The sequence below is a fragment of the Olleya sp. HaHaR_3_96 genome (assembly GCF_019278545.1).
In the GTDB taxonomy this organism is placed as follows: domain Bacteria; phylum Bacteroidota; class Bacteroidia; order Flavobacteriales; family Flavobacteriaceae; genus Olleya.
In genome coordinates this window covers 175,728-202,195 of the sequence record NZ_CP058987.1, presented here as the reverse complement: position 1 = coordinate 202,195, position 26,468 = coordinate 175,728, and the positions used below count along the sequence as shown (strand labels likewise).

Genomic DNA, 26,468 nt, shown 5'->3' with positions numbered 1-26,468 from the left:
AAGGTCATTTAGAAGGCTAGTTTTGAACGATAGTTGTTGAGGTGCCCAACTTGTTATTCGGTATATCCATTTTTAAGGGCATATACCGCTAAGCCAACTCTAGTTTTAAGTTCTAATTTTTCAAATAGACTATCTCTATAATTTTCAACCGTTCTAGGACTGCAAAACATTTTTTCTGAAATCTGTTTATAAGTCATTTCAGTAATAGTGTATTTAAGAAATTCAGTCTCGCGATCGGATATTTTAATTTTTAATTTGGCATCAATAGTATCTTCACTAATACTCGTAAATAATTTGCTTGCGGCCCACTCTGGAAAGTAGTGGCCTTTGTCAACAATAGTATTTAAGGCTTTTTCAAGTTCAGTAGGGTGTACGTTTTTAAGCATATAACCTTTAGCCCCATTTTTTATCATTTTAATTAAGCTGTCATCATCATCTTGCATGCTTAACGCCATTATTAAAACCTCAGGGTACGTTGCCTTGATCCATTTAGCAGTATCAAAACCATCCATAATCGGCATGCTAATATCTAGTAGAACAAGATCTGGTACTGTATTCTTTTTTTGAAGTTTGTCTTGAAAATCTTGACCATTTTCGCAAACATATAAGACTTCAAATTGGCTAAAATTAGAAATAATACTACTTAATGCATTTGCTATTAAAATATGGTCGTCTATAATTACAATACTACGTTTCATGTAAGAGGGAGTTCTATAGTTAGTGTTGTTCCTTTTTGATCCAGGCTCTCTAATTTAAATTGACCACCTATTAATTCGGTTCTCTTTTTCATGTTTTTTAAACCAATACCGCCAGCATTCAAGGCGTTAATATTAAAACCTTTTCCGTCGTCTTTTAGCGTTAAAACCAATGAATTGTCGGTGTCTTTTAGTAAAACAAAAATGTTTTTACAGTTTGCATGTTTGATGCTGTTCTGTAAAAACTCTTGTGTTATTCTAAATATAATACTTTTAATTTGATAGGATTCAATTTTAGTTTTTGAATCTTTTGAGAAGTGAACAACGCATTTTTTTAATGCATTAATTTTTTTGCATTCATTTTCTATTAATTCAGAAATGGAATGAAGTTCAATAGAATTATCTGTTAACGATTTGGAGAGTAGTCTTAGTTCTGAAAGCGATTCGTTTATAATGTCCGCAATGTTTTTAATACTTTTGTTAACCTGTGGGGCTTTGTTCTCGAAAGCCAATTGTTGCGTATATAAACTGGCTAGGGTTAATTTTTGACCAATATTGTCGTGTATTTCTCGACCAATATGCTGCATGGTTTGCATTTGTATTTCTACTTGCGTTTCTAGGAGTTCTTGTTTGTGAATTTTATCTTTAGATTCAATTTGTTCCACATGCGCTTTTTTTTTAATTCTATATTCTCTAATAAAAATAAATATCCCAGCTATAAATATTAGGAAGATTATGTAGAAAAAAAATAAGGATGTTATGATTGAGTTTTCCCCCATATGAATGAAGCTGAAAATAATAAATACATTATACAATTAGCGATTAAAAAATATAAATAATAAAAATTCCAAATGTTTTGTAAAGATTTGGAAAAAAAATCATAGAATGAAAAAAGAGGATATGTGCCTATGTAAAATAATATGACTCCTAAATTTACGTAGAACATCTTATTTTCTTTAAATTTTAATATGTCATCGTTTTTAATCTGTTTTAAAAACTCTAATACGACTAATATTGATAGCAATATTGTGCCAATAGTTAAACTTAAAGAATAGACTACATTTACTTTTTCTACTTCTATTGTTAAAGGTATAAAAGAAATGGAATAGCATACTAAGCATATGATAAACATTTTTTTATTCTTTAATGATTTTAGCGCGTATAACCAGAATAAAAATAAATATTGAATAGGAATACCAAAAAAAAGATAATAGTCTTGTTTTCTAATCATTGCAAAAGTAGAGTTGAACTTCCAAAAAAACTCTTGAATAAAAATAAGTATTAAATAAATAGCTAGAAATCTCCAATAGCTGTGTTTTAACCTTCTAAAATAGAAAATTGAAACTAGGGCAGAGAAAAACTCTATCCCTAGTAATATATTTCCTAAAAGAGAATAATATTCTAACATATATTAGATAAATAATCCTGATGTATTACCTGGAGGGATTAAACTTCCATGATTTTGTGCTCCAGTTATTTGGCTTTGTCTATCTTGGGATATTGATAAAGAAGCAATTGGCCCTGTGTAATTTGAAGGTATACCTTCCCAAAAAGTGTCGGTGTCTAAAGGGTTGAAGTCTATGTTGGTAGTTGTTTCCTTTCTTCTGTTGGTAGGTATGGCAATAAGAGTATGATGCTTTGCGTAATTTTCTTGAACACTATGTAAATCAGCGTATTGACCTGGTATTTCGTCAGGATAACGTGAATAATAGATGCGAAGACCTAAGTTTTCAGGATTTATAGTATTGTCTTTATTTAATGCTTTATATTCTATATGGTAAATAAATTTTTTAAGAGTCACTAAATCAAACCATATAGAATGCGCGTCGCTAAATTTTTCTGCTGCATTTATATGGACAAGTTGATTGTCTCTATAGCCAAGAATCATATCTTTAATTAAGTCTATTTCTAGAGTATTCATTAGTTCTTCAGAATAATCCATACATATGTTAGTCGAAGTACTTGTATTTGAAGTGGTGGCCGTATTTGGTGTCACCGATATATTTTGAGGTATCGAAACACGACTGGGAGGATTTTTATAGACATAAAAGGCAAATGCTATAATGGTAATAGCTAGTAAAATTGTTGAAATCATAAATTTGGTTTGTTTAAAGGTATAAGTGATTGATTATTAATATGCTTCGGCAAAGAAACAATTATGTTGCGAAACTTTAAAAAGTAATACACCTATTTTTTAGGGTTAAATGACCTAAAAGTAATATTCCATTAATACGTCACACCTTGTTTATCTAAAACAGATTTTGCTTTAAACACATAAAACAATAAGTAACTAAAGCATAAAACAGCAACAATATAAGACTGTTGGATACCAAAAACATCCGCTAATTTACCTTGTAAAGGCGGTATAATTGCGCCTCCTAAAATCATCATGATTAAAAAGGCAGATCCTTGTGAAGTGTATTTTCCAAGACCTGCAATACTTAATGTAAATATACACGGCCACATGATTGAGCAAAATAAGCCACCAGATAAAAAAGCAAATAAAGCGACGTTACCAGAGCTAACTAGACCAATAATCATTGCTAAAACACCTAATAGGCTAAATGTTTTTAAAGTCTTAACAGGATTGTCTTTAGCAAAAAAGAAACCTCCGATTTGTATAGCAATACAGATGGCGAAAAATAATACTTCGTTAGTAGAAAATACAGTTCCTGCAATTCTGTTTGCCGACAGTACGACAACTAAAGCCACATAAGGAACAATAATCAGTAACCATTTTTTTAAACCGCTACTTGGATTAAAAACAGTAATAGCACCAACCCAACGTCCAATCATTAATCCTCCCCAATATAATGATATAAAAGGGGCGATTTGTGCATCGTTTAATGTTGGTAAGCCTAACGTATTTAAGTTAGTATCGCCCACAGCACGTTTTAAAAGTTCGCCTAAATTACTTCCAACGGTAACTTCTACACCTACGTAAGTAAAAATAGCCAACATCCCCAATACTAATTGAGGGTATTTCATGGCACCCCAACCTTCAGGTTTTTTTGACGAACTTGAATAGGCAAAAATTAAGGAACCCACCACAGCAGCTAATACTATGATTAATAATGTTAGTCTTGTGTTTTCTAAGCTTTTTGAGGCGGTCTCTAGTCCTGTATAAGTACTAAAAATATAGCCAAAACAACCCATGATTATTATCGTTAAAATAATAAGTAAGTTTTTAGCTTTATTAGCTGGCTCAAAAGCAGTCTCTGATTTTAAAGCAGGTAACTTTTTTGAAAAATGAAATAACGCAGCAGCTAATAAAAATAAAAACCCGACACCCAAATACAGCATTTGGACGGTGATTAGTGTGATCTCGTTGTCATTAATTTTTTGAGCTAATTCTTGAGTCGACCAATGGGTAGAGCCAAAAATTATAAAGCTCACGACTATCGGTCCTATTGTAGTGCCTAAAGAGTTGATTCCTCCTGCTAAATTAAGTCTGTGCGATCCTGTTTTTGGATCACCTAAAGCAATTACGAATGGATTGGCTGCAGTTTGTTGTAACGAAAACCCTAAGCCTACAATAAACAAGGCAATTAAAATTAAATAAAACACGCCTGTTTGTCCTTGCTCCGCTCCAGACGTTGAGGGATACATTACAAAAGCACCAATGGCTGATAAAAGTAGACCGTAAATAATACCATTTTTATACCCCCAATTATTAAGGATGTCTTTTTTTAAAGTATTGGATATAATAAACAACAATAAAGCACCAATATAATAGGCTCCAAAAAAAGCAAAGTCTACTAATTGAGATTGAAATTGGTCAATGTTAAAATACGTTTTGCAAAACGGAATAAAGACCCCGTTTGACGCCGCTATAAATCCCCAGAAAAAGAAGACCGTTACTAAAGTGGTTAATGCGGATTTGTTGTTTTGGTTATTCATTTAGTTAGTTTTTATAAGGCTAAATATAGTTATAAATGTTTTCTGGAGGGCAAAAAGTAAAATCGATTTATCATGACATTACAGTAAATAGATTGTTTTTAGCGGTTTAACGTTTAACAATATAATAAGATATTTAAGTTTTTAAAGGGTTAATTTTGAAGATTAAATTTGACTATGATTCGTTTTGTTATTATCGCCATTATATATGTAGTGTTTACTGTTTACGGCTATCAAGCTATAAAAACAGTGTTTAAATCACCATGGATGCATTACCTGTTTTTTGCTATTGCTTTTTTAGTAGCTTCAAATGTAATATATCAATTTTCTTCGCCTGCCGTAGGGCGTGTTATCTCTGGAGGACGTGGTTATGCTATTGGATTTATGTTAGCCTATTTATCTTTAAACTTGGTGATTGTTCCGCTGTTAATTGGGGAGGATATTATTCGTGGTTTTATTGGGTTGTATGATCGGTTTTTTATTACAAGAGAGGCTTTTACTATACCATCAAGGCGTAAGTTTATTAGTCAAGTGGCTTTAGGGTTGGCAGCCATACCATTTTCTGGTTTGCTTTACGGAATGTATAAAGGTCGCTACAACTATAAGGTTTTAAAATACACATTGCATTTTGATGATTTGCCTGAGGCGTTTGACGGCTATCGATTGACACATATTAGTGATATACATGCAGGGAGTTTTGATAATAAAGAAAAAATAAATTATGCAGTCGATTTGGTTAATGAGCAAAAAGGAGATGTGATTTTGTTTACCGGTGATTTAGTTAATAATAAAGCTTCAGAGATGTATGATTGGAAAGAGACCTTTTCTAAATTGTCTGCTAAAGATGGTGTGTTTTCTGTTTTAGGAAATCATGATTATGGCGATTATGTAGAATGGGAGTCAGCACGGGATAAAAAAGCTAATTTAGAAGAGTTGATTGCTATTCAAAAGGATATGGGTTTTGATGTGTTATTAAACGAAAGCCGATACATCGAAAAAGAGGGTGCGCGTTTGGCCTTGATCGGTGTCGAAAATTGGGGTAAAGGTGGTTTTAAAAAGTCAGGAGATTTAGATGAAGCATCGTCTGCTATTGATGCTAACGATTTTAAAATATTAATGTCTCATGATCCATCACATTGGGATGAAAAAGTAATAGCACATGATTGCCATTATCACTTAACCTTAAGTGGACATACGCACGGTATGCAGTTTGGTATAGAAATCCCGGGATGGATTAAATGGAGTCCCATTAAATGGCGTTACAAACATTGGGCAGGAATCTATAAAGAAAAAGGACAATATATTAACGTTAACAGAGGGTTTGGCTATTTAGCTTATCCTGGACGTTTAGGGATTTGGCCAGAAATAACAATCATCGAACTTAAAAAAAGTGAGCAAATAGCTTAATTTAATCTAAAAGTTATATTTTAGTACATAGTTTAAACTAAACTGATATCAAATGTCAAAATTTGGAGAATTAATAGATGTCGAAATACCTGTACTGTTAGATTTTTTTACAGAATGGAATGAACCGTCTAAAGCCATGCATGAAGTGTTACGTGATGTAGCTGCCGCGCTTGGTGACAAAGCAAAAGTAATTAAGATAGATGTTGAGAAAAATCAAGAGCTATCTGAGGCATTGCGCGTCAAAGGTTTACCAACCTTAATTATTTATAAAAATGGTGAAATGAAATGGCGCCAAAGCGGAGAGCAAGACGCTAATACCTTAATTGGTATCGTTCAGAAGTTTGTTTAAAGCGATTTAAATTGATAGCCCTTTTTGCTGTAATACTCTAAAACTTTAGGTAAGGTATATTGCATGTTTTTTGATGCTTTTATACTGTCATGAAACACCACAATACTTCCTGAGGTGGCATGGTTAATTACATTTTTTAAGCATTTTTCTTGTGAGACCTTAACTTCCCAATCGTAAGATAGTACGCTCCACATTACAATTTTATAACCTCTTTTAAGCAATATTTTAGCTTGGCTACCTTTTATTTTACCAAATGGTGGTCTAAATAGTTTTTTGCTTTTAAGTGCAATAACGTCTTGTGCTTTTTCTGTATTAGCAACGTATTGCTCAGTATTGGTGCGCCAACCTAAAAGGTGATTAAAGGTGTGGTTACCGACAACATGACCAGCTTCTACTACGGCGTTAAATATGTCAGGGAATTTCTTAACATTATCGCCAATACAAAAAAAGGTTGCTTTAGCATTGTATTGTTTTAATGTGTTTAAAGTCCATTGTGTGATTTCTGGTGTTGGACCGTCATCAAAAGTTAAGTAAATGGTTTTATCCAAAGACTCCTTTTTCCAAATGTATTTTGGAAAAAGGAGCTGGATTAATTTTGGTGTTTTTGCTGGAAAAACAGGCATTTTATTCGCTTTTTAAGACCGTGTCTAGTTGTTGTAATAAATCTTTGTCTGTACGGATTGGATTGGTTTCAACTTCTGGTTCATTGTCATAGTATTGTTTAAATAACTCCAGATAGTTTGTAAAGGTCATCGATTCTTCCTTTGCAAACCCTTTATCATATTCTACTAACACATCCACTAGTGCTTTGTAACGTTCAATATCGGTCAAGATTTCTGTAAAGTTATTATCTTGATTATCTCTTGTTAGCGTGCTATAGTATTTTAAGCTTTCTTGATATTTGGACGCAACATCTTTAAATAACTGTCTAGCTTTATCTTGATTATTAACCTCGTAGTAAGCACTAATATAAGGTTCTAATAAGGTATAAAAGCCATATTTGTCAACAGGCATGTTTTCCATAGCTATATCTGCTATTTCTTCAGCTTTGTCTAATTGCTCTTCGTTGATTAATTGTTCTACTAATCGTGCTAAATTACCTCTGTAAGTAATGGAGTTACGTCTCGTTTCTGGATCATGGTAGATTTGGTCACTACCACTATTACCCCAATCCCAATTCACAACTTTATTGTACATAAAATCGGTATCTAAACGTCCCATGTCAAATGGATTTGCTCTTGCAACAGCCGTTTTAATAGGTACTAATTTATAGACCATAGCATCTAATTGTAGGTAATCTTTCATCCAGATGTAATCATCATCGCCAAAAGCACCACCAGTAAAATAGATTGGACGCTCCCAATTGTTATTAGCGACAATGTCTAACATTAATAGTCTGTTTTTGGTAATAGCATTGTCAGATATTTTAACGTCTAAATACGGTTCGATAAGATCAGCGTCCTTGGCTTTTACAATACCATTAGCTAATACAGATTGTTTGTCTACAGGGACTCTAATATTTTCTACAGGAAAATAATTAGAATTTAAGTATTGTTCTGGATAGTTGCTAGGGTCGTCTCCTTCTTGTTGCAACGCATACTTTAATTTTGTTTTAGGGTCTTCACTTGTAATAAAATTCATGAAAGTACTAATGTCTAAAGTATCTCTAGATCTAAGTCGCTTGATAAGGTACTCCCTTGTGCCATGCTTGTATTTGTCGTGCGTTAGAGCAGATGGTATTGGGTCACTTTTATAAGCTTTACGCTTCATTTGGTCAATATACCAGTCGGTTTGGAATAAACTGGTATTAACAACTCTAACGTCTGTACGATAGCTTTCAATCTCTTGAGCGTACCATAAGGCGAAGGTGTCGTTATCTCCAATGGAAAATAGTATTCCGTTTTCATCACAAGAATCCAAATATTTTTTCGCCATCGCTAACGCAGTATACTTTCCAGATCTATCGTGATCATCCCAGTTTTGAGAGGCTAATATTGTAGGGACTAATAATAAGCATATTAATGTAACTGCTGGGGCGAGCACACTGTTTGAAACATACTTTTTAAGTAAATCAAAAATAGCGTAAACCCCTAATCCGATCCATAAAGCAAAGACATAGAAGGAGCCTACTACGGAGTAATCACGTTCTCTAGGTTCAAATGGTCTAACGTTAGTATATACTTGAATTGCTAATCCTGTAAATAGGAAAAAGACTAAGGTGACCCAAAATAGTTTTTTGTCTTTATTAAATAAGAAAAACAAACCTAATAGTCCTAAGATTAAAGGGAAGAAGTAATAAGTGTTACGACCTTTATTTTCTGCGACGTCACTTGGCAGGTTGTCTTGAGATTGACCTAAATGCCATTCATCAATAGCTTGTATACCACTAATCCAGTTACCGTGTTGGTCATAGCGTCCTTGTAGGTCATCTTGACGACCTGAAAAGTTCCACATAAAATAACGCCAGTACATGTATCCTAGTTGGTATTCAAACAAATAAGAAATGTTACTAGCTAAAGAAGGTTTTTCTATATTTACGACTTGTCCAAATTGCTTTAAAAAATTATGATAATCTTCATAATCTATTAGGCCTTTGGCAACATCGTTTTTAAAATCAATTATTGATTTTACTAACTGTTTGTCATCTTGATATTCTGGTTTCAAACTAAAGTCTAAAAACCCAGTAAATAGCATATAGTTTTCGGCATTCTCACCACTCCACATTCGAGGTAAAAAAGCGGCTTGTTTATGGTTATAATTTTGTTTAGCGCGTTTATAGTTGTTAACGATAATGTATTTCCCAGCAGCTTCGTCTTTTTCGTATTTAGGTTTATCATCGACATACGGCTCGTTTTCATCCAGACCAGTATATTGATCTGTAAATAAAGGACCGTAAAATAAATGGGTTTCTGGATATTGCTCCAAGTTGTAATACGCTAAAAGTTCTCTAGCACTTGAGGGGTTGTTTTCGTTAATAACAACATTTGCATTGGCTCTAATAGGAAGCATTAACCAAGTAGAAGATCCTATCAATACAAATAATAGGCACAATATACCGGTGTTGTAATTATATAATTTTTGGGTATGTGTGTATTTTAACCCGTAATAAAAGGCGGCAACTAATAAAATACCGGCAATAATAGAACCTGAATTAAAAGGAAGGCCTATCTGATTTACAAAAAATAGTTCTAGAATACTAAAATATCTTAAAACATTAGGGAACATTAATTTAAATACAAATAATAAAACAGCAACCGATGCGACATTAGCAATAATGAAGTTTTTAACTGTAATGGTTTTGTAGTTTTTAAAATAATAGATTAATCCAATAGCGGGAATGGTTAATAATCCCATAAAGTGGATTCCGAAAGATAAACCAACAACAAACGCAATAAGTATTAGCCAGCGGTTACCTTTAGGTTTATGCATATCTGCTTCCCAGCGTAACCCTAAATAGAACATGATAGTCATAATTAAAGTCGCCATTGCATAAACTTCAGTTTCTACAGCGTTAAACCAAAACGAATCTGTGAAGGCAAATGCTAAACTTCCTACAAAAGCACTTCCTAAAATCGCTATTTTTTGTCCATTTTCTAGTTTTTCTGGTTGGCCAACTATTTTTTTTAATAATAAAACAATAGTCCAGAACATAAATAGAATGGCAAAAGCACTAGACACTGCACTCATCATATTCATTAAAAAACCGATTTGAGTAGGGGCTAAAGCAAATACGGAAAACACTGCTCCTAACATTTGAAATAGGGGTGCTCCAGGTGGATGACCCACTTGTAATTTGGAAGAAGTTAAAATATATTCACCAGCATCCCAATAACTTACTGTTGGTTCTACTGTAAGTGTGTAAGTGATAAGTGCAATTAAAAAAGCGAACCACCCTAATATGGTGTTCCATTTTTTAAAGTTAAATGACGTCATAAAATATCGGTTTGTTATGTCATGCGAATTTAGTAATTATTATGGAACGGATGTGGTTTTTAAGGTAACGTTAAGTTTTTTTTTAATTTTTTTTTAAAAAAAGTTTGTGGAAGTTAATAATTGTTTTAAATTTGCACTCTCATTACAAGATTGGCCTATGGTGTAACTGGTAACACGTCAGTTTTTGGTACTGAAGAGTCTAGGTTCGAGACCTAGTGGGCCAACAAAAAAAAGCTTCCTTTTTGAAAGGGAGCTTTTTTATTTTTAAGCTGTTTTTGGTTCTATATTTTAAATGTTATTACAGGTCTTTTGGCGTGGTGTACTAAATCTTCGCTTATGCTTCCATTGAAAAAGTGAGCAATACCTTGTCGACCATGTGTACTTATTCCGATTAAATCAGCATTCGCTATTCTTGAAAAATTAAGAATCCCTTTTTCTATGGTTTCATCATTATATATGTTTATGGTATAGTTGTCAAAGGTGTTATTTCCTATAAACTCGGACATCCTAACCTTTGTGGCAGCGGTTGTAGAAAAATTACTAGGCGTATTTACATTCAGTAAATGTATTTTAGCACCCAGTAGTTTCGCTAATTTGACAGCCTGTACGTAGGTTTCTTTATTGTCATTTTTAAAATCGGAAGCAAAAACGAATTCTTTGATGTCAAAATGGAGGTGTTCGTTTTTTATGACTAATACTGGGGTGCTTGACGTGCGGATTACTTTTTCGGTATTAGAGCCGATAAATATTTCTTTGACAACCTCAGGACCGTGAGACCCCATAACGATTAAATCGACATCGTGTTTATTGGAGGTTTCTACTATTCCTGTCGCTATTTCGTTAAAATCTACAGTTTCATGAACTGTTAATCCGCTTAAGTAATCTTTGGCTAATAAAGTTTCAAATTTTTTATGCGCCAATTTCATAAAAAATACGGCTTCCGGTAGTTCTGTTGGAGGTGAGTTGCCAGCAAGATTATAGAATGGCAACTCTAACATATGGAGTAAGATGATTTCACAATCATGTTTCCTTGCTAATTGAGCAGCAACTTTTACAGCGTTTTCGGCTTCTGGAGAAAAGTCTGTTGGGACGAGTAGTTTTTTCATATTATCGTTATAGTTGGTTAATAAAGAACTCTTTATAAAGTTAGTAATAAAAAATGACTTTTAAAAAGTTATGAAAATCAATAAAAATATGTATATTTGCAGCGTTGTAAGAGGAAAACAGGAATTGAGGGGACTAAAGTCCCCTCTTTTTATACTTAAAAATGTTTATAAATACAGTAAAAAGTTTATTAGAAGAAGCCCTAACAGAGCGCCAAGATCTATTTTTAATAGATTTTAGCATGACTGGAGATAATGCTATCAATATAATTATTGATGGAGACGATGGGGTTAAAGTTGAAGATTGCATTTTTATTAGCCGTGCAATAGAGCATAACATAGATAGAGAAGAACATGATTTTGCTCTAGAAGTTATGTCTGCAGGGGCTGCTGCTCCACTAACATTACCTAGGCAATACCCTAGACATGTTGGTAGAACATTAGAAGTGACAACTGCAACGCAAAAAATGGAAGGGGTCTTAACAGAGGTAAATGACGATGCTTTTACTTTAGAGTGGAAAGCAAGAGAGCCAAAGCCTGTTGGAAAAGGTAAAGTTACCGTTAATAAGAAAGAAAATATTGCCTACAAAGATGTTGTAGAAGCAAAAGTTATAATAAAATTTTAATTCAAGTAGAGTTATGGAGAATATAGCGTTAATTGAATCTTTTTCAGAGTTCAAGGACGATAAGTTTATTGATCGTGTCACCTTAATGGCTATTTTGGAAGATGTGTTTAGAAATGCATTGAAGAAAAAATTTGGAGATGATGATAATTTTGATATTATTATAAACCCAGATAAAGGGGATTTAGAGATTTGGAGAAATCGTGTTGTAGTTGCGGATGGAGAGGTTGAAGAACCAAATCAAGAGATATCGTTAAGTGCGGCAAGAAAGATTGAGCCGGATTTTGAAGTAGGAGAGGATGTGTCACAGGAAGTTAAGTTAATAGATTTAGGTCGTCGTGCTATTTTAGCGTTACGTCAAAATTTAATCTCTAAAATTCACGAACACGATAACTCAAATATTTTCAAGCAGTTTCAAGAGCTTGTTGGAGATTTATATACGGCAGAAGTTCACCATATACGTCACAGAGCAGTTATCTTGTTAGATGACGAAGGTAATGAGATTATCCTTCCAAAGGATAAGCAAATTCCATCTGACTTTTTTAGAAAAGGAGATAATGTTAAAGGTGTTATTGATAGTGTTGAGCTTAAAGGTAATAAGCCTACAATAATAATGTCTCGTACGTCGCCTAAGTTTTTAGAAAAACTATTTGAATCTGAAATTCCAGAAGTATTTGATGGTTTAATTACTATTAAAAATATTGTACGTATTCCAGGTGAAAAAGCAAAAGTAGCTGTAGATTCTTATGATGATAGAATTGATCCAGTTGGAGCTTGTGTAGGTATGAAGGGATCTCGTATCCATGGTATCGTAAGAGAATTAGGTAATGAAAACATTGATGTTATTAATTACACGACTAACTTACAATTATATATAACAAGAGCATTAAGCCCTGCAAGAGTGACTTCAATCAAGATAGATGAAGAAAACAAACGTGCAGAAGCGATCTTAAAACCTGAAGAGGTAAGTAAGGCGATTGGTAGAGGTGGTCACAATATTAGATTGGCTGGTCAATTAACAGGTTACGAAATTGATGTGTTAAGAGAAGGGGCTGAAGAAGATGTTGAATTAAGAGAATTCTCTGATGAAATCGAAGATTGGGTTATCAAAGAATTTAGTAAAGCAGGTCTAGATACAGCAAAGAGTATTTTAGAGCAAGATGTGGCAGATCTAGTCAAAAGAACTGACTTAGAAGAAGAAACTATTTTAGATGTTATTAGAATTCTTAAGGAAGAATTCGAAGATTAGCATATATTTGAGAAAAAAAGAAATTAGGTTAAAGGCAATTTATGGCTGAAACAATAAGATTAAATAAGGTATTACGTGAGCTTAACATCTCTCTTGATCGCGCTGTAGAATTTTTAGATTCTAAGGGTGTAGAGGTTGAGAAGCGCCCGACTACCAAAATTTCAGAAGAAACTTACAGTATTCTTTCAAATGAATTTCAAACTGATGCTAACAAGAAAATGGCATCACAAGAGGTTAATGAAGCAAAGAATAAGGAGAAAGAAGTATTGCGTGTTAAACGCGAAAAGGAACTAGAGATTAAGCATAAAGCTGAAGAAGCTGCGAAGGCAGCCAAAGCAGCACAGCTTAAAAAAGATGAAGAAGTTATTAAAGCTTCTAAAGCGCTTTCTGGTCCTAAAACTGTCGGTAAGATAGATTTAGGTACTGGTAAAAAAGTGGCTAAGGAAGTGGAAGAAACTCCGGAGTCTAAGAAAGATGTTGTTAAAGCAGAAAAAGTATCTGTAGCAAAAGAAACACCTAAAGTCGAAGTCAAAGTAGAAGCGAAAGCTAAAACTGAAGAGAAGGCTAAAGTAGGTGCTAAATCTGCCGATGCTCCGAAAGCAAAAACCGAAATTAAAGTGGAGGCTAAGACAGAAACTAAAGCTGTTCCTGCAAAGGAAGTTGCTAAAGAAGATGCTGCCCCTCAAGAACCGGTTGAAGAAACGCTTAAGACAAAATATACAAAACTTTCTGGTCCGAAAATAGCTGGTGAAAAAATTGATTTATCTCAATTTAATAAACCTAAGAAGAAGAAAGAAGATCCTAAAAAGGATGACAACGCTAACAAAAGAAAGCGTCGTCGTATTTCTAAACCTGGAGATAATAACAGATCTAATTCTGGTCCTTCAAGAGGTAATGATAGGTTTAAAGGAAAAAGACCAGGGGGGCGTAAAGCAACACCAGTTGTTAAAGCTGAGCCTAGTGAAGAAGAAGTACAAAGACAAGTACGTGAAACTTTAGAGAAATTACAAGGTAAATCTTCTAAAGGTAAAGGTGCTAAATATAGAAGAGAGAAAAGAGATCAACATAGAGAGCAATCGGAAATTGATCAACAAATAGAAGCTGCAGAAAGTAAGATTCTAAAGGTTACTGAGTTTGTTACGGCAAATGAAATAGCAACGATGATGGATGTTCCGGTAACACAAATTATCTCTGCTTGTATGTCTTTAGGTATGATGGTAACAATGAATCAGCGTTTAGATGCTGAAACTATTGCTATTGTTGCAGAAGAATTTGGATATAAAACAGAATTTGTAACAGCTGATATCGAAGTGTCGATTGAAGATGTTATTGATAAACCAGAAGATTTAAAACCTCGTGCTCCAATTGTTACAGTAATGGGACACGTTGATCATGGTAAAACATCTTTATTAGATTACATACGTAAAGAAAATGTTATTGCAGGAGAATCTGGAGGAATCACACAGCATATTGGTGCTTATGGAGTAGAGCTAGATAATGGACAAAAAATAGCGTTTTTAGATACACCAGGTCACGAGGCCTTTACAGCGATGCGTGCACGTGGTGCTCAAGTAACAGATATAGCTATTATTGTAGCAGCAGCGGATGATGATATCATGCCTCAAACTAAAGAAGCAATATCGCATGCACAAGCAGCAGGTGTACCAATAGTGTTTGCAATAAACAAGATTGATAAGCCACACGCTAATCCAGAAAAGATTAAAGAAGGTTTAGCACAAATGAATTTACTAGTAGAAGATTGGGGTGGAAAAATCCAGTCTCATGATATTTCTGCAAAAGTAGGTACAGGTGTTAAAGAATTATTAGAAAAGGTATTGCTTGAAGCAGAATTATTAGAGCTTAAAGCTAATCCTAATAAACCAGCAATAGGAACAGTAGTAGAAGCCTTTTTAGATAAAGGTAGAGGTTACGTATCTACAGTATTAGTGCAAGCGGGTACATTACGTGTTGGAGATTATGTTCTTGCAGGTAAGAATAGTGGTAAAGTTAAAGCAATGCAAGATGAGCGTGGTCATGATGTTCAGGAAGCTGGACCATCAACACCAGTATCTGTATTAGGTTTAGACGGAGCACCTCAGGCAGGTGATAAGTTTAATGTCTTTGCTGATGAGCGTGAAGCTAAGCAAATTGCTACTAAGCGTACACAATTACAACGTGAACAAGATGTAAGAACAACTAAAACATTAACGTTGGCTGAAATTGGTCGTCGTATTGCTTTAGGAACGTTTAAAGAATTAAATATTATCCTTAAAGGAGATGTGGATGGTTCTGTTGAAGCATTAACAGATTCATTCCAAAAGTTATCTACTGAAGAAATTCAGGTTAACATTCTTCATAAAGGTGTAGGAGCTATTACAGAAAGTGATGTATTATTAGCAACTGCTTCAGATGCAATAATCATTGGATTTAATGTGCGTCCTGTTGGAAATGCGCGTACAATTGCAGATAGAGAAGAAGTTGATATTAGAACATATTCTATTATTTATGATGCTATTAATGATCTTAAAGATGCTATGGAAGGGATGTTATCTCCAGAGTTGAAAGAAGAGATTACAGGTACAGCAGAAATTAGAGAAATGTTTAAAGTGTCTAAAGTAGGTACTATTGCAGGGTGTATGGTTATGAATGGTAAGATATTCAGAAACTCACAAATCCGTCTTATTAGAGATGGTGTAGTAACTTATACAGGAGTATTAGAGTCTTTAAAACGATTCAAGGACGACGCTAAAGAAGTTTCTAAGGGGTACGATTGTGGTATGCAAATCAAGAACTATAACGACATTAATGTCGGTGATGTTATTGAAGCATTCCATGAGGTAGAGGTTAAGAAAAAACTGAAGTAAACCTTAATTTAGTATATAAAAAAAAAGCGATTCATTTGAATCGCTTTTTTTGTGTTTAATAAGTAGTGTAATGGCTTAGTTTTTTTCTTTCAAAGGTTTAAAAATAAAGGCGTCTCCAAACTTTTTTTGAACCTCTACTAAAGCACGATCGGCTTCTAGTCTTTTTCTGAAATTACCAACCCATACTTTGTAATTTGGGGCTTCAAAAACTAATTGAGAATTCCACTGGCCTACTGATCCATTAAATGAGGATTTGATGCTTTCAGCTCGACTTAAATGACCAGAATAGATTTGTATTTTATATCTATTACTGTTTTTTTCGTTGCTATTTATCTCTTTTTTTAGCTTTAGTAAATTGGCAATTGCAGGATCTTCGTTTACGACTACGGTCCCTTGTTGAGAGTGACCCATGGCTGAAAAACCAATTGTAATTAAGGCAGTTAGATAAAAGGTTTTTAGTTGTGTTTTCTTCATTTATAAACTTATTTAATGCAAATGTATAAGTATTAAACTAAAAAGTCACCTATTTTATTATTTAGAATATCTCTAAATTAGCAATTAAGACTTCTTTAAGATTTCTAAAATCGACTTTAAGTATTACTTTTGTACAAGGTATTTTTTATCTGTATTTTGTAATGATAGATGAAAAAACCATGCCAAAGTTTAGAAGTAAATTCAATGTATAATATGAAACAGGTGATTCACCGTAAGTTAAGTCGTAACAATCTTCGTTTAAGCTTAATTTTTTTACTAACATTTTCAACCTCACTTTTCGCTCAAAAAGGCGATGCAGTAGTAGGTAAGTCTTTATTTAATGCTAATTGTATAGCATGTCATAAGTTAGATAAAAAAATGACAGGTCCTGCTTTGCGAAAAGTGGAGTCTCGTTTAGCAGATGCAGAAGGTTTAGATAGAGAGTGGTTGTATAACTGGATAAAGAACAGTTCAGGAGTTATTAAATCTGGAGACGCTTATGCGAATAAGATTTATTCTGAGTTTAATGGTGTTGCCATGAGTGCTTTTCCTACGTTAACAAATGCGGATATAGATAATATTTTAGCATATACTGCTACGGAGCCAACAGTTGTGACTCCTCCGCCAGGGGATCCGACGGCTCAAGCAGCAAATACTTCTTCTGAAGGTGGGATATCTAACAAGATTATTTTAGGGGCTTTAGGTGTTTTATTTGCATTATTAGCAGGAGCTTTATTTTTAGTAAATAAAACCTTACGTCGTTTTGCTGATGCTAAAGGGGTTTCTTTGGCTGAAACTTCAAGCCGTACACCAATTTGGAAAGCGTTTGTTCAAAATCAATTTTTAGTATTTATAACAGCTATTGGTTTATTATTAGCTAGTGCGTACTTTGTTTACGGCTTCTTAATGCAAGTTGGGGTTAATCAAGGGTATGAGCCAATTCAACCAATACATTATTCTCATAGAATTCACGCAGGTGATAATGGGATCGATTGTAAATATTGTCACTCTTCAGCTAGAGTTAGTAAGCATTCAGGGATTCCTTCTTTAAATGTGTGTATGAATTGTCATAAATCAATTTATGAAGTAGCGCCAGAAACACAAGCGGAAGGTTTAGCTGAGTTTGGTGTTGATTACAATGGTGAAATTAAAAAGCTTTATAATGCTGTTGGTTGGGATGATGCTGATCAAAAGTATACAGGAGAAACAAGTCCAGTTAAATGGATTCAAATACATAAATTGCCGGACTTTGCTTATTTTAATCACTCACAACACGTTGTTGTAGGTGGTGTAGAATGCCAAACATGTCACGGTCCTGTAGAGGAGATGGAAATCATGTATCAACATGCGCCATTAACAATGGGTTGGTGTATTAACTGTCACAGAGAAACTAACGTTAAGGTTAAAGATAACGTATATTATACTAAAATTCATGAGCAATTGTCTAAGAAGTATGGTGTAGAAAACCTTACTGCTGCGCAAATGGGAGGATTAGAATGTGGTAAATGTCATTACTAGTTAACTAAGGTTATCAAAGTAGACAGTGAAGTTTAAAATAAATAATAAAGAAATAAATTCAATTATATAATATGTCATCAAACAAGAAATACTGGAAAAGTGTTGAGGAGCTAAAAGATAGTTCTATTGTTGAGACGCTAAAACAAAACGAATTTGTTCAAGAGATTCCTACTGATGAGTTCTTAGGTGATAAGGATACATTAGAGGCTTCTTCTACAACACGTCGTGATTTCTTAAAGTATGTTGGTTTTAGTACTGCTGCTGCATCATTAGCAGCGTGCGAGGGACCAGTAGTTAAATCAATTCCTTACGTAGTACAGCCAGACAGAATTGTTCCTGGTGTTGCTAATTATTATGCAACAACTATAGCTAATGGTTTTGATTTTGCAAGTGTTTTAGTAAAGACTCGTGAAGGTCGTCCAATTAAAATTGAAAACAATACACTAGCTGCTACCAATGGTCATGCAAATGCTAGAGTTAATGCTTCGGTTTTAGATTTATATGATAGCACAAGAGTACAAGGTCCTAAGAAAGGTGGAAAAGCTATTTCTTGGTCTGATTTTAATTCTGAAACGACGCAGTCTTTAGAGGCTTTGAAGGATTCAGGAAAACAAATCGTACTATTGACACAAACATATGCAAGTCCATCAACATCTAAGTTAGTTGCAGAATTTACTGAGAAATATGGTAATGTAAATCACGTGGTTTATGATGCTGTATCGGAGTCGGCTGCATTAGATGCTTACCAAGCAATGTATGGTGAGAGAGGATTAGCTAATTATGATTTCTCTAAGGCAATGACTATTGTGTCTGTAGGTGCAGACTTTTTAGGAGATTGGCAAGGTGGAGGATTTGATTCTGGATATTCTGTAAAAAGAATTCCTGATCATGGTAAAATGTCAAGACATATTCAATTTGAATCTAATATGTCTTTATCTGGTGCAAACGCAGATAAACGTATCCCATTAACGCCATCACAACAGAAATTAGCATTAGCGCAATTACATAGTTTAATTACGGGTGGTTCGGTAAATGCAAACGACTTACCTGCAAAAATTAAAGACGCTGTTCAAAGAGCGGCTTCAGAATTAATTAAAGCGGGAAGTAATGGTGTTGTAGTTACCGGTATTCAGGATATTAATGCGCAAACTGTCGTTTTAGAAATAAACACGACGTTAGCAAGTAAGGCCTTTGACTACAAAACACCAATAAAAACACGCCAAGGAAATAATAAAGCTGTACAAACTTTGATTTCTGATATGAAATCAGGTAAAGTTGGAGCTGTTATTATGAGCGGTGTTAATCCAATGTATACTTTACCAAATGCAAAAGATTTTGCAGAAGGTTTAAAAAGTACAACATTATCAGTAGCGTTTACTTCTAAGGAAGACGAGACTGCATCTGTTGTACAATATATAGCAGCAGCACCTCATTATTTAGAATCATGGGGAGATGTTGAATTAAAGAAGGGTCATTTTGCATTAATGCAACCAACAATAAGACCTTTATTTGATACAAAACAATTTCAAGATGTGTTATTAAAGTGGACTGGAAATACTAGTGCTTTAAATGAATACATTAAGACTAATTGGAAAGAGAATATCCTTAATGGAGAATCTTATAACCAAGCACTACATGATGGTATTTTTGTAAGTGGTTTATCTACTTCAGAGGAATTGTTAGAAGTAGTGACTGAAGAAGAAGAAGAGATTGAACAAGACGAAATTCCTGCAGGAAATGCTGCAAGAGCATTAGCGGATTCGGTTACAAAGGTAGGTGTTGAATTAACATTATATTCTAAAGTTGGAATGGGAGATGGTCAACAGGCCAATAACCCATGGTTACAAGAGTTTCCAGATCCAATTACTAGAACATCATGGGATAACTATTTAACAGTATCTAAAGCGGATGCTGAAGCTTGGAACATTGTCAATGAAAATGATTCTACGGGAGCTTTGGACGGGAGTTATGTTACTTTAAAAGTTAAAGGGTCTAAAGATTTAACTGTACCAGTAATTATTCAGCCTGGTCAAGCAAAAGGGACTGTAGGGTTAGCCTTTGGTTATGGTAGAACTGCTGGTCTTAAAGATGAAATGAAAACGGGAGTTAACGCGTTTACATTATATAACGATTTCAATACTGTTCAAAGTGTATCTATTGAGCCTGCAACTGGAATGCATGAATTTGCATGTGTACAGTTACAGAATACTTTAATGGGTCGTGGCGATATTATAAAGGAAACAACACTAGAGATTTTTAATACTTATGATAGTCAAGATCATAAGCATGGGTGGAATAAAATACCAATGGTATCTTTAAATCACGAAGAAACTCCGGTGACGTCTCCTGAAGTTGATTTATGGGATGAATTTGATCGTTCAATTGGACATCATTTTAACCTGTCAATTGATTTAAATGCATGTACAGGTTGTGGATCATGTGTTATTGCATGTCATGCGGAAAACAACGTACCAGTAGTTGGTAAAGAAGAAATTAGACGTAGTCGTGATATGCACTGGTTACGTATTGATAGATATTATTCATCTGAAGATACATTTGCTCAAGATGATGCTAAAAAAGAAGGTTTCTCCGGTTTATTTGGAGATAATGGTTCTTTAGGAGGTTTTGGAGAATTAGAAGATCCTGCAGATAATCCACAAGTAGCATTTCAACCAGTAATGTGTCAGCATTGTAACCATGCACCTTGTGAAACTGTTTGTCCTGTTGCTGCAACAGCACACGGAAGACAGGGACAGAACCATATGGCTTATAACAGATGTGTTGGTACAAGATATTGTGCAAACAACTGTCCATATAAAGTAAGACGTTTTAACTGGTTCTTATATAATGGAAATGACGAGTTTGATTACCACATGAATAATGATTTAGGTCGTATGGTAATTAATCCTGACGTGACAGTACGTTCTCGTGGTGTAATGGAAAAATGTTCTATGTGTATTCAAAAGACACAGAAAACGATTCTTGACGCTAAACGTGATGGACGTGTAATTAAAGATGGAGAGTTTCAAACAGCGTGTTCTGCTGCCTGTGGTAGTGGTGCAATGATTTTTGGAGACATTAACGATAAAGAAAGTAAAGTTGCAAAACTATACGAAGATGATCGTATGTATCACTTGTTAGAAAGTGTTGGTACTAAACCTAATGTTCAGTATCATACTAAAGTGAGAAACACGAAAGAAGCATAAAAAGATTAATTAATAAACAATTATAAAGGATTATGGCGTCTCATTACGAAGCACCTATTAGAAGACCTTTGGTTACCGGTGAGAAATCTTACCATGATGTAACTGTAGATATCGCAGCTCCTGTAGAAGGTAAGGCTAACAAACAGTGGTGGATTGTATTTTCTATCGCACTTGTAGCTTTTCTTTGGGGAATAGGTTGTATTATTTATACCGTATCAACGGGTATTGGAACTTGGGGATTAAACAGAACAGTAAACTGGGCTTGGGATATTACTAACTTCGTTTGGTGGGTTGGTATTGGTCACGCAGGAACATTAATTTCTGCAGTACTTTTATTATTCCGTCAAAAATGGAGAATGGCAATTAACCGTTCTGCAGAAGCAATGACTATCTTTTCTGTAGTTCAAGCAGGGTTATTTCCAATTATTCACATGGGTCGTCCATGGTTAGCATATTGGGTATTACCAATACCAAACCAATTTGGATCATTATGGGTTAACTTTAACTCACCATTACTTTGGGATGTATTTGCAATTTCAACTTATTTATCGGTATCATTAGTATTCTGGTGGACAGGTTTATTACCAGATTTTGCAATGTTACGTGATAGAGCTGTTAAGCCTTTTCAAAAGAAAATATATAGCTTATTAAGTTTTGGTTGGACAGGTCGTGCAAAAGATTGGCAACGTTTTGAAGAAGTATCTTTAGTGCTTGCAGGTTTAGCAACACCATTAGTATTATCTGTACATACGATTGTATCTTTTGATTTTGCAACATCTGTAATACCGGGATGGCATACAACAATATTCCCGCCATACTTTGTGGCAGGTGCCGTATTTTCTGGTTTTGCAATGGTAAACACACTATTGATTATAATGAGAAAGGTATGTAGTCTTGAAGATTATATTACTGTACAACATATTGAGTTAATGAATATCGTTATCATGCTTACTGGGTCTATCGTAGGTGTGGCATATATAACGGAATTATTCGTTGCATGGTATTCTGGTGTAGAGTATGAGCAATATGCTTTCTTAAACAGGGCAACAGGACCTTATGCATGGGCATACTGGGCAATGATGTCTTGTAACGTATTTTCACCTCAGTTTATGTGGTTTAAAAAGTTACGTACAAGTATTATGTTCTCTTTCGCTATTTCTATTGTTGTAAATATCGGAATGTGGTTTGAACGTTTTGTAATTATTGTAACATCATTGCACAGAGATTACTTACCATCTTCATGGACAATGTTCTCACCAACATTTGTTGATATTGGAATTTTTATCGGAACAATAGGATTCTTCTTTGTACTATTCTTATTGTACTCTCGTACATTCCCAGTTATAGCACAAGCAGAGGTTAAAACTATATTAAAGTCTTCTGGAGATAATTATAAAGCTATCAGAGAAAGAGGTGATAGTTTAGTAGGGACAGGAGCTGATGCTAGAACGTCAGTAGTGAATAATAAAGAAACTAATAATTTAAAGTAGCATATGGAAGCTTCAAAAGTAATTCACGCTATTTATAACGATGACGATGTGTTAATGAATGCAGTTAAGAAAGTGAAAGCTGCAAAATACCACATTGACGAAGTATATACACCTTTTCCAGTTCACGGACTAGATAAGGCAATGGGATTAGCTCCAACACGTTTAGCAATTTGTGCATTTATGTATGGTTGCGTTGGTTTGGCAGTAGCCACTTTAATGATGAACTTTATCATGATTGAAGATTGGCCACAAGATATTGGTGGTAAACCTAGTTTTAGCTACCTAGAAAACATGCCGGCATTTGTTCCGATTATGTTTGAACTTACAGTATTTTTTGCAGCCCATTTAATGGTTATAACATTTTATTTAAGAAGTAAAATGTGGCCTTTTAAAAATGCTGAAAATCCTGATCCAAGAACAACTGATGATCATTTTTTAATGGAAATTTCGGTTGTTGGAAACCAAAGTGAATTACAAAATTTATTAGGGGATACTGGAGCAGTAGAAATTAACATAGTAGATAAAGCACATTAATTAGATAGAATGAGACATTTAATTAAAATAACAATTATAGCCTTAGTTACAATTTCATTTACTTCTTGTAATAAGAGTTCAAGACCAAACTACCAATACATGCCAAACATGTATGAGCCGGTTGGTTATGAAGCTTATCAAGAATCAAGTGCATTTGCAAACGGAGTAGAAGCACAATTACCAGTAGATGGTACAATTCCTAGAGGGTATACGCCTTTTGAATACACTAATGATATAGCGGGTTATGATTTGGCTAAAGCCGAATTACAATCACCTTTAGATTCGATGCAATTTGATGCGCCAAGAGCTAAAGAATTATATACGATTTATTGTGGTATATGTCATGGTAATAAAGGAAATGGAAAAGGTAATTTAGTGACAAGAGGAAAAATTCTTGGTGTACCGAGTTACGATGACGCAGGAAGAGCGATCAATTCAGGAAGTATTTATCATGTTATGTATTATGGTAAAAACTCAATGGGTTCTTATGCTAACTTTTTAAGCGAAGAAGAACGTTGGCAAGTTGTTGCTCACGTTATGACATTAAAGGCAGACCTAGAAAAATAAGATTTAGATAAAGTTTATATATAGATATGTACACATTTTCAAATAGACTAAAAATAGTATCACTTGTCCTAATGGTTGTAGGAGCGATATTATGGGGAACAGGTTATTATACAGCACATCATGTATCACAAGATGATGTTAAAATCATGTTAGCAGAAGAAGCTAGTCATGGTGGACATGGTGGTGGTCACGCAGCTGTAGCAGATACACATGTTACGGAAGACGCTCATCACGATGGAGAACATGCTGATACGGCACATGCGGTCACAGGTCATGCTGAAGACACACATGATAATGTAGCTGGTGATCATGGTGATGCACATGCCGAACATGTCATGCACCAAATTCATAATAGACCATATTCTGCGCTTTATATAGCAGCATTCTTTTTTATGATGATTGCTTTAGGTGCTTTAGCATTTTACGCTATTCAACAAGCGGCACAGGCAGGTTGGTCCCCATTGTTATTTAGAGTAATGGAGGGAATTACATATTATTTATTACCAGGGGCTTTAATTGTTGTAGCTATTGCAGTTATTTCTGGAGATCACATTTTTGTTTGGATGAATCCTGATATGGTAAATCCGGAAAGTGAGCATTTTGATAAATTAGTGGCGGGTAAGTCAGGTTGGTTAAATACTGCAGGTTTTGTTATAAGAGCATTAATTTTTATTGGAGGATGGTCTTTATATAGATACTTCTCTCGTAAATTCTCTCTAGCACAAGATGCGGCACCTGAAGGGGATACACGTAACTTTATAAAAACATTTCGTATATCAGCAGCATTTTTAGTGTTCTTTTTATATACGGAATCTATGATGTCTTGGGATTGGATTATGAGTGTAGACCCACACTGGTTCTCTACCTTGTTTGGTTGGTACGTTTTAGCGGGTATGCTAGTTTGTGCAGTTACAGTAATTGCAATGATTACAATATACTTAAAGTCTAAAGGCTTATTACCAAATGTTAATGATAGCCATATCCATGATTTAGCAAAATTCATGTTTGGATTCAGTATCTTCTGGACTTATTTATGGTTCTCTCAATTTATGTTAATCTGGTATTCAAATATTCCAGAAGAAGTAACTTATTTTATTACGAGAATTGAAGATTATAATTTACCATTCTTTGGTATGGTGGCAATGAATTTCTTATTCCCATTATTACTATTAATGAACAGTGACTATAAGCGTGTCCCTTGGTTCGTGATTATGGCGGGAGTTGTAATATTAGCAGGTCATTATATTGATATTTTCAATATGATTATGCCGGCTACAGTTGGAGATAGATGGTTTATAGGTATGCCAGAAATCGGTGCTATTTTATTATTTGCAGGTTTGTTTATGCTAATAGTATTTTATGCGATTTCGAAACAATCTTTACTACCTAAAGGAAACCCTTTCATTAAAGAAAGTGAAAATTTCCATTATTAATAAAAATTAAATAAAGAAGAACGATAACAATGACGACTTTATTATCAATTTTAGTTTTAGTATTTATTTTCGTTGCAATCTGGCAAATGGTAAAAATCTTTGATTTGACCCAAGTTGGAATGGAAAACGAAAATAACCAAGTTGCAAACGATAACGATAACCGTGTTAATGGGTATTTAATGATAGGTTTTTTAATCTTCATTTATGCTATTACAGTTGTCTGTTTCGTTAAGTGGGGAGATTTACCATTAATGTCTAACTCTGCTTCAGAGCATGGACCAGGTGTCGATAGCTTAATGATCATTTCTATGGTTGTTATCTTTTTCGTACAAACTGTAACTCAATTTTTACTACATTACTTTGCCTTTAAATACAAAGGAAAAAAAGGAAAGAAAGCTTTATTTTATGCTGATAATAACAAGCTGGAAGCAATTTGGACAATCATTCCTGTTATCGTTTTAGCGGGATTAATTATACAAGGTTTATTTACTTGGACCAGTATAATGAATGTTGATGAAGAAGCTGATCCAATGGTAATCGAGTTGTATGCGCAGCAGTTTAACTGGAAAGCAAGATACTCAGGACCAGATAATGCTTTGGGTAAAGCTAATGTTAGATTAATAGATATCAATAGAGCTAACGAATTAGGGGTTGATGAAGCTGATCCAAATGCACAAGATGATGTTATTGTTAAAGAATTACATTTAGTTGTAGGGCAGCCAATAGTATTTAAAATGCGATCTCAAGATGTATTACACTCAGCTTATATGCCTCACTTTAGAGCGCAAATGAACTGTGTGCCTGGTATGATTACTCAATTTGGTTTTACGCCAACAGTGACTACTGCAGCGATGCGTGAGACAGAGGAAATGAAGGAGAAGGTATCAAACATTAATAAAATCAGAGCAGATAAGAGCGAAGCGTTAATTGCTAAAGGTGAAGAAGGTTTAGAGCCTTATGTGTTTGATTATTTATTATTGTGTAATAAAATCTGTGGTACTTCTCACTATAACATGCAAATGAAAATTATAGTAGAAACACAAGAGGAGTATGATGCTTGGATGGGTGAACAAAAGTTATTTGTTGATTCACTAGTAAAAAATTAAAGAAACAAAAAAATTCAATT

The 26,468-nt window shown here is 34.3% G+C and carries 20 protein-coding genes and 1 tRNA gene; 13 read left to right on the top strand and 8 right to left on the bottom strand.

The window, feature by feature from the left end; all coding sequences use genetic code 11:
• Window positions 1-53: 53 nt before the first annotated feature.
• The 4 genes from H0I26_RS00865 to H0I26_RS00850 form a co-directional block, all read right to left on the bottom strand.
• Entirely contained in the window at window positions 54-698 is a 645-nt protein-coding gene (locus H0I26_RS00865; RefSeq protein WP_218700611.1) for a response regulator transcription factor, read from the bottom strand.
• Window positions 695-1,360: a sensor histidine kinase gene (locus H0I26_RS00860; protein WP_218700610.1), complete on the bottom strand. Its 666-nt coding sequence runs from the start codon at window positions 1,358-1,360 to the stop codon at window positions 695-697. Before H0I26_RS00860 ends, H0I26_RS00865 begins: the two co-directional genes overlap by 4 nt.
• A gap of 746 nt (window positions 1,361-2,106) precedes the next feature.
• Complete coding sequence (locus tag H0I26_RS00855; protein ID WP_218700609.1) at window positions 2,107-2,790, bottom strand: hypothetical protein; 684 nt, start codon at window positions 2,788-2,790, stop codon at window positions 2,107-2,109.
• A 131-nt stretch (window positions 2,791-2,921) separates the two neighbouring features.
• On the bottom strand, window positions 2,922-4,595 hold the full coding sequence (locus tag H0I26_RS00850) for an MFS transporter (protein WP_218700608.1): 1,674 nt from the start codon (window positions 4,593-4,595) through the stop codon (window positions 2,922-2,924).
• A 174-nt stretch (window positions 4,596-4,769) separates the two neighbouring features.
• On the opposite strand from H0I26_RS00850, the gene H0I26_RS00845 reads away from it, so the two are divergent.
• Window positions 4,770-5,999: a metallophosphoesterase gene (locus H0I26_RS00845; protein ID WP_218700607.1), complete on the top strand. Its 1,230-nt coding sequence runs from the start codon at window positions 4,770-4,772 to the stop codon at window positions 5,997-5,999.
• Between the two features lie 52 nt (window positions 6,000-6,051).
• Window positions 6,052-6,348 (top strand): thioredoxin family protein, encoded by a 297-nt coding sequence (locus H0I26_RS00840; protein ID WP_218700606.1) that lies wholly within the window; start codon window positions 6,052-6,054, stop codon window positions 6,346-6,348.
• Here the strand turns inward: H0I26_RS00840 and H0I26_RS00835 are convergent.
• Entirely contained in the window at window positions 6,345-6,971 is a 627-nt protein-coding gene (locus H0I26_RS00835) for a polysaccharide deacetylase family protein (protein WP_218700605.1), read from the bottom strand. The genes H0I26_RS00840 and H0I26_RS00835 overlap by 4 nt on opposite strands.
• 1 nt (window position 6,972) lies before the next feature.
• The gene (locus tag H0I26_RS00830) at window positions 6,973-10,281 is read right to left on the bottom strand and encodes a DUF2723 domain-containing protein (RefSeq protein WP_218700604.1); all 3,309 of its coding nucleotides are present in this window, start codon (window positions 10,279-10,281) and stop codon (window positions 6,973-6,975) included.
• 151 nt (window positions 10,282-10,432) lie between these two features.
• Between H0I26_RS00830 and H0I26_RS00825 the strand changes: the two genes are divergently transcribed.
• Window positions 10,433-10,505 (top strand) — tRNA-Gln (locus tag H0I26_RS00825).
• Between the two features lie 57 nt (window positions 10,506-10,562).
• On the opposite strand, the gene H0I26_RS00820 is transcribed toward H0I26_RS00825, so the two are convergent.
• Entirely contained in the window at window positions 10,563-11,387 is an 825-nt protein-coding gene (locus H0I26_RS00820; protein WP_218700603.1) for a universal stress protein, read from the bottom strand.
• A 161-nt stretch (window positions 11,388-11,548) separates the two neighbouring features.
• Between H0I26_RS00820 and rimP the strand changes: the two genes are divergently transcribed.
• The 3 genes from rimP to infB are packed head-to-tail and all read left to right on the top strand — an operon-like array spanning window position 11,549 to window position 16,120.
• On the top strand, window positions 11,549-12,010 hold the full coding sequence (gene rimP / locus H0I26_RS00815; protein ID WP_218700602.1) for a ribosome assembly cofactor RimP: 462 nt from the start codon (window positions 11,549-11,551) through the stop codon (window positions 12,008-12,010).
• A 13-nt stretch (window positions 12,011-12,023) separates the two neighbouring features.
• Complete coding sequence (gene nusA / locus H0I26_RS00810) at window positions 12,024-13,256, top strand: transcription termination factor NusA (protein WP_101015378.1); 1,233 nt, start codon at window positions 12,024-12,026, stop codon at window positions 13,254-13,256.
• Window positions 13,257-13,297: 41 nt separating this feature from the next.
• A complete protein-coding gene (gene infB / locus H0I26_RS00805; RefSeq protein WP_218700601.1) occupies window positions 13,298-16,120 on the top strand; it encodes a translation initiation factor IF-2 in 2,823 nt (940 codons plus the stop codon).
• 75 nt (window positions 16,121-16,195) lie between these two features.
• Here infB and H0I26_RS00800 read toward each other — a convergent pair whose 3' ends face one another.
• Window positions 16,196-16,594, bottom strand: a complete 399-nt coding sequence (locus H0I26_RS00800) for an SPOR domain-containing protein (RefSeq protein ID WP_218700600.1) — start codon at window positions 16,592-16,594, stop codon at window positions 16,196-16,198.
• Window positions 16,595-16,807: 213 nt separating this feature from the next.
• On the opposite strand from H0I26_RS00800, the gene H0I26_RS00795 reads away from it, so the two are divergent.
• The 7 genes from H0I26_RS00795 (at window position 16,808) to H0I26_RS00765 (ending at window position 26,448) form a co-directional block, all read left to right on the top strand.
• A complete protein-coding gene (locus H0I26_RS00795; RefSeq protein WP_218700599.1) occupies window positions 16,808-18,112 on the top strand; it encodes a cytochrome c3 family protein in 1,305 nt (434 codons plus the stop codon).
• Window positions 18,113-18,183: 71 nt separating this feature from the next.
• Window positions 18,184-21,318, top strand: coding sequence for a TAT-variant-translocated molybdopterin oxidoreductase (locus H0I26_RS00790; protein ID WP_218700598.1), 3,135 nt, complete (start codon window positions 18,184-18,186; stop codon window positions 21,316-21,318).
• Between the two features lie 32 nt (window positions 21,319-21,350).
• The gene (nrfD, locus tag H0I26_RS00785; protein WP_136583347.1) at window positions 21,351-22,808 is read left to right on the top strand and encodes an NrfD/PsrC family molybdoenzyme membrane anchor subunit; all 1,458 of its coding nucleotides are present in this window, start codon (window positions 21,351-21,353) and stop codon (window positions 22,806-22,808) included.
• Window positions 22,809-22,811: 3 nt separating this feature from the next.
• Entirely contained in the window at window positions 22,812-23,342 is a 531-nt protein-coding gene (locus H0I26_RS00780) for a DUF3341 domain-containing protein (RefSeq protein WP_101015373.1), read from the top strand.
• 9 nt (window positions 23,343-23,351) lie between these two features.
• Window positions 23,352-23,909, top strand: coding sequence for a c-type cytochrome (locus H0I26_RS00775; protein WP_256935226.1), 558 nt, complete (start codon window positions 23,352-23,354; stop codon window positions 23,907-23,909).
• A gap of 26 nt (window positions 23,910-23,935) precedes the next feature.
• Complete coding sequence (locus H0I26_RS00770) at window positions 23,936-25,342, top strand: quinol:cytochrome C oxidoreductase (protein WP_218700597.1); 1,407 nt, start codon at window positions 23,936-23,938, stop codon at window positions 25,340-25,342.
• Window positions 25,343-25,371: 29 nt separating this feature from the next.
• Window positions 25,372-26,448 (top strand): cytochrome c oxidase subunit II, encoded by a 1,077-nt coding sequence (locus H0I26_RS00765; protein ID WP_218700596.1) that lies wholly within the window; start codon window positions 25,372-25,374, stop codon window positions 26,446-26,448.
• Window positions 26,449-26,468 lie beyond the last annotated feature (20 nt).

Bases quoted from the DNA above. Each gene is read 5' to 3' on its own strand.
- H0I26_RS00850 (WP_218700608.1), bottom strand. From the start codon at position 4,595: ATGAATAACCAAAACAACAAATCCGCATTAACCACTTTAGTAACGGTC.
- H0I26_RS00775 (WP_256935226.1), top strand. From the start codon at position 23,352: ATGAGACATTTAATTAAAATAACAATTATAGCCTTAGTTACAATTTCA.
- H0I26_RS00770 (WP_218700597.1), top strand. From the start codon at position 23,936: ATGTACACATTTTCAAATAGACTAAAAATAGTATCACTTGTCCTAATG.
- rimP (WP_218700602.1), top strand. From the start codon at position 11,549: ATGTTTATAAATACAGTAAAAAGTTTATTAGAAGAAGCCCTAACAGAG.
- H0I26_RS00840 (WP_218700606.1), top strand. From the start codon at position 6,052: ATGTCAAAATTTGGAGAATTAATAGATGTCGAAATACCTGTACTGTTA.
- H0I26_RS00765 (WP_218700596.1), top strand. From the start codon at position 25,372: ATGACGACTTTATTATCAATTTTAGTTTTAGTATTTATTTTCGTTGCA.
- nrfD (WP_136583347.1), top strand. From the start codon at position 21,351: ATGGCGTCTCATTACGAAGCACCTATTAGAAGACCTTTGGTTACCGGT.
- infB (WP_218700601.1), top strand. From the start codon at position 13,298: ATGGCTGAAACAATAAGATTAAATAAGGTATTACGTGAGCTTAACATC.
- H0I26_RS00790 (WP_218700598.1), top strand. From the start codon at position 18,184: ATGTCATCAAACAAGAAATACTGGAAAAGTGTTGAGGAGCTAAAAGAT.
- H0I26_RS00800 (WP_218700600.1), bottom strand. From the start codon at position 16,594: ATGAAGAAAACACAACTAAAAACCTTTTATCTAACTGCCTTAATTACA.
- H0I26_RS00795 (WP_218700599.1), top strand. From the start codon at position 16,808: ATGAAACAGGTGATTCACCGTAAGTTAAGTCGTAACAATCTTCGTTTA.
- H0I26_RS00835 (WP_218700605.1), bottom strand. From the start codon at position 6,971: ATGCCTGTTTTTCCAGCAAAAACACCAAAATTAATCCAGCTCCTTTTT.
- H0I26_RS00780 (WP_101015373.1), top strand. From the start codon at position 22,812: ATGGAAGCTTCAAAAGTAATTCACGCTATTTATAACGATGACGATGTG.
- H0I26_RS00845 (WP_218700607.1), top strand. From the start codon at position 4,770: ATGATTCGTTTTGTTATTATCGCCATTATATATGTAGTGTTTACTGTT.
- H0I26_RS00855 (WP_218700609.1), bottom strand. From the start codon at position 2,790: ATGATTTCAACAATTTTACTAGCTATTACCATTATAGCATTTGCCTTT.
- nusA (WP_101015378.1), top strand. From the start codon at position 12,024: ATGGAGAATATAGCGTTAATTGAATCTTTTTCAGAGTTCAAGGACGAT.
- H0I26_RS00830 (WP_218700604.1), bottom strand. From the start codon at position 10,281: ATGACGTCATTTAACTTTAAAAAATGGAACACCATATTAGGGTGGTTC.
- H0I26_RS00865 (WP_218700611.1), bottom strand. From the start codon at position 698: ATGAAACGTAGTATTGTAATTATAGACGACCATATTTTAATAGCAAAT.
- H0I26_RS00820 (WP_218700603.1), bottom strand. From the start codon at position 11,387: ATGAAAAAACTACTCGTCCCAACAGACTTTTCTCCAGAAGCCGAAAAC.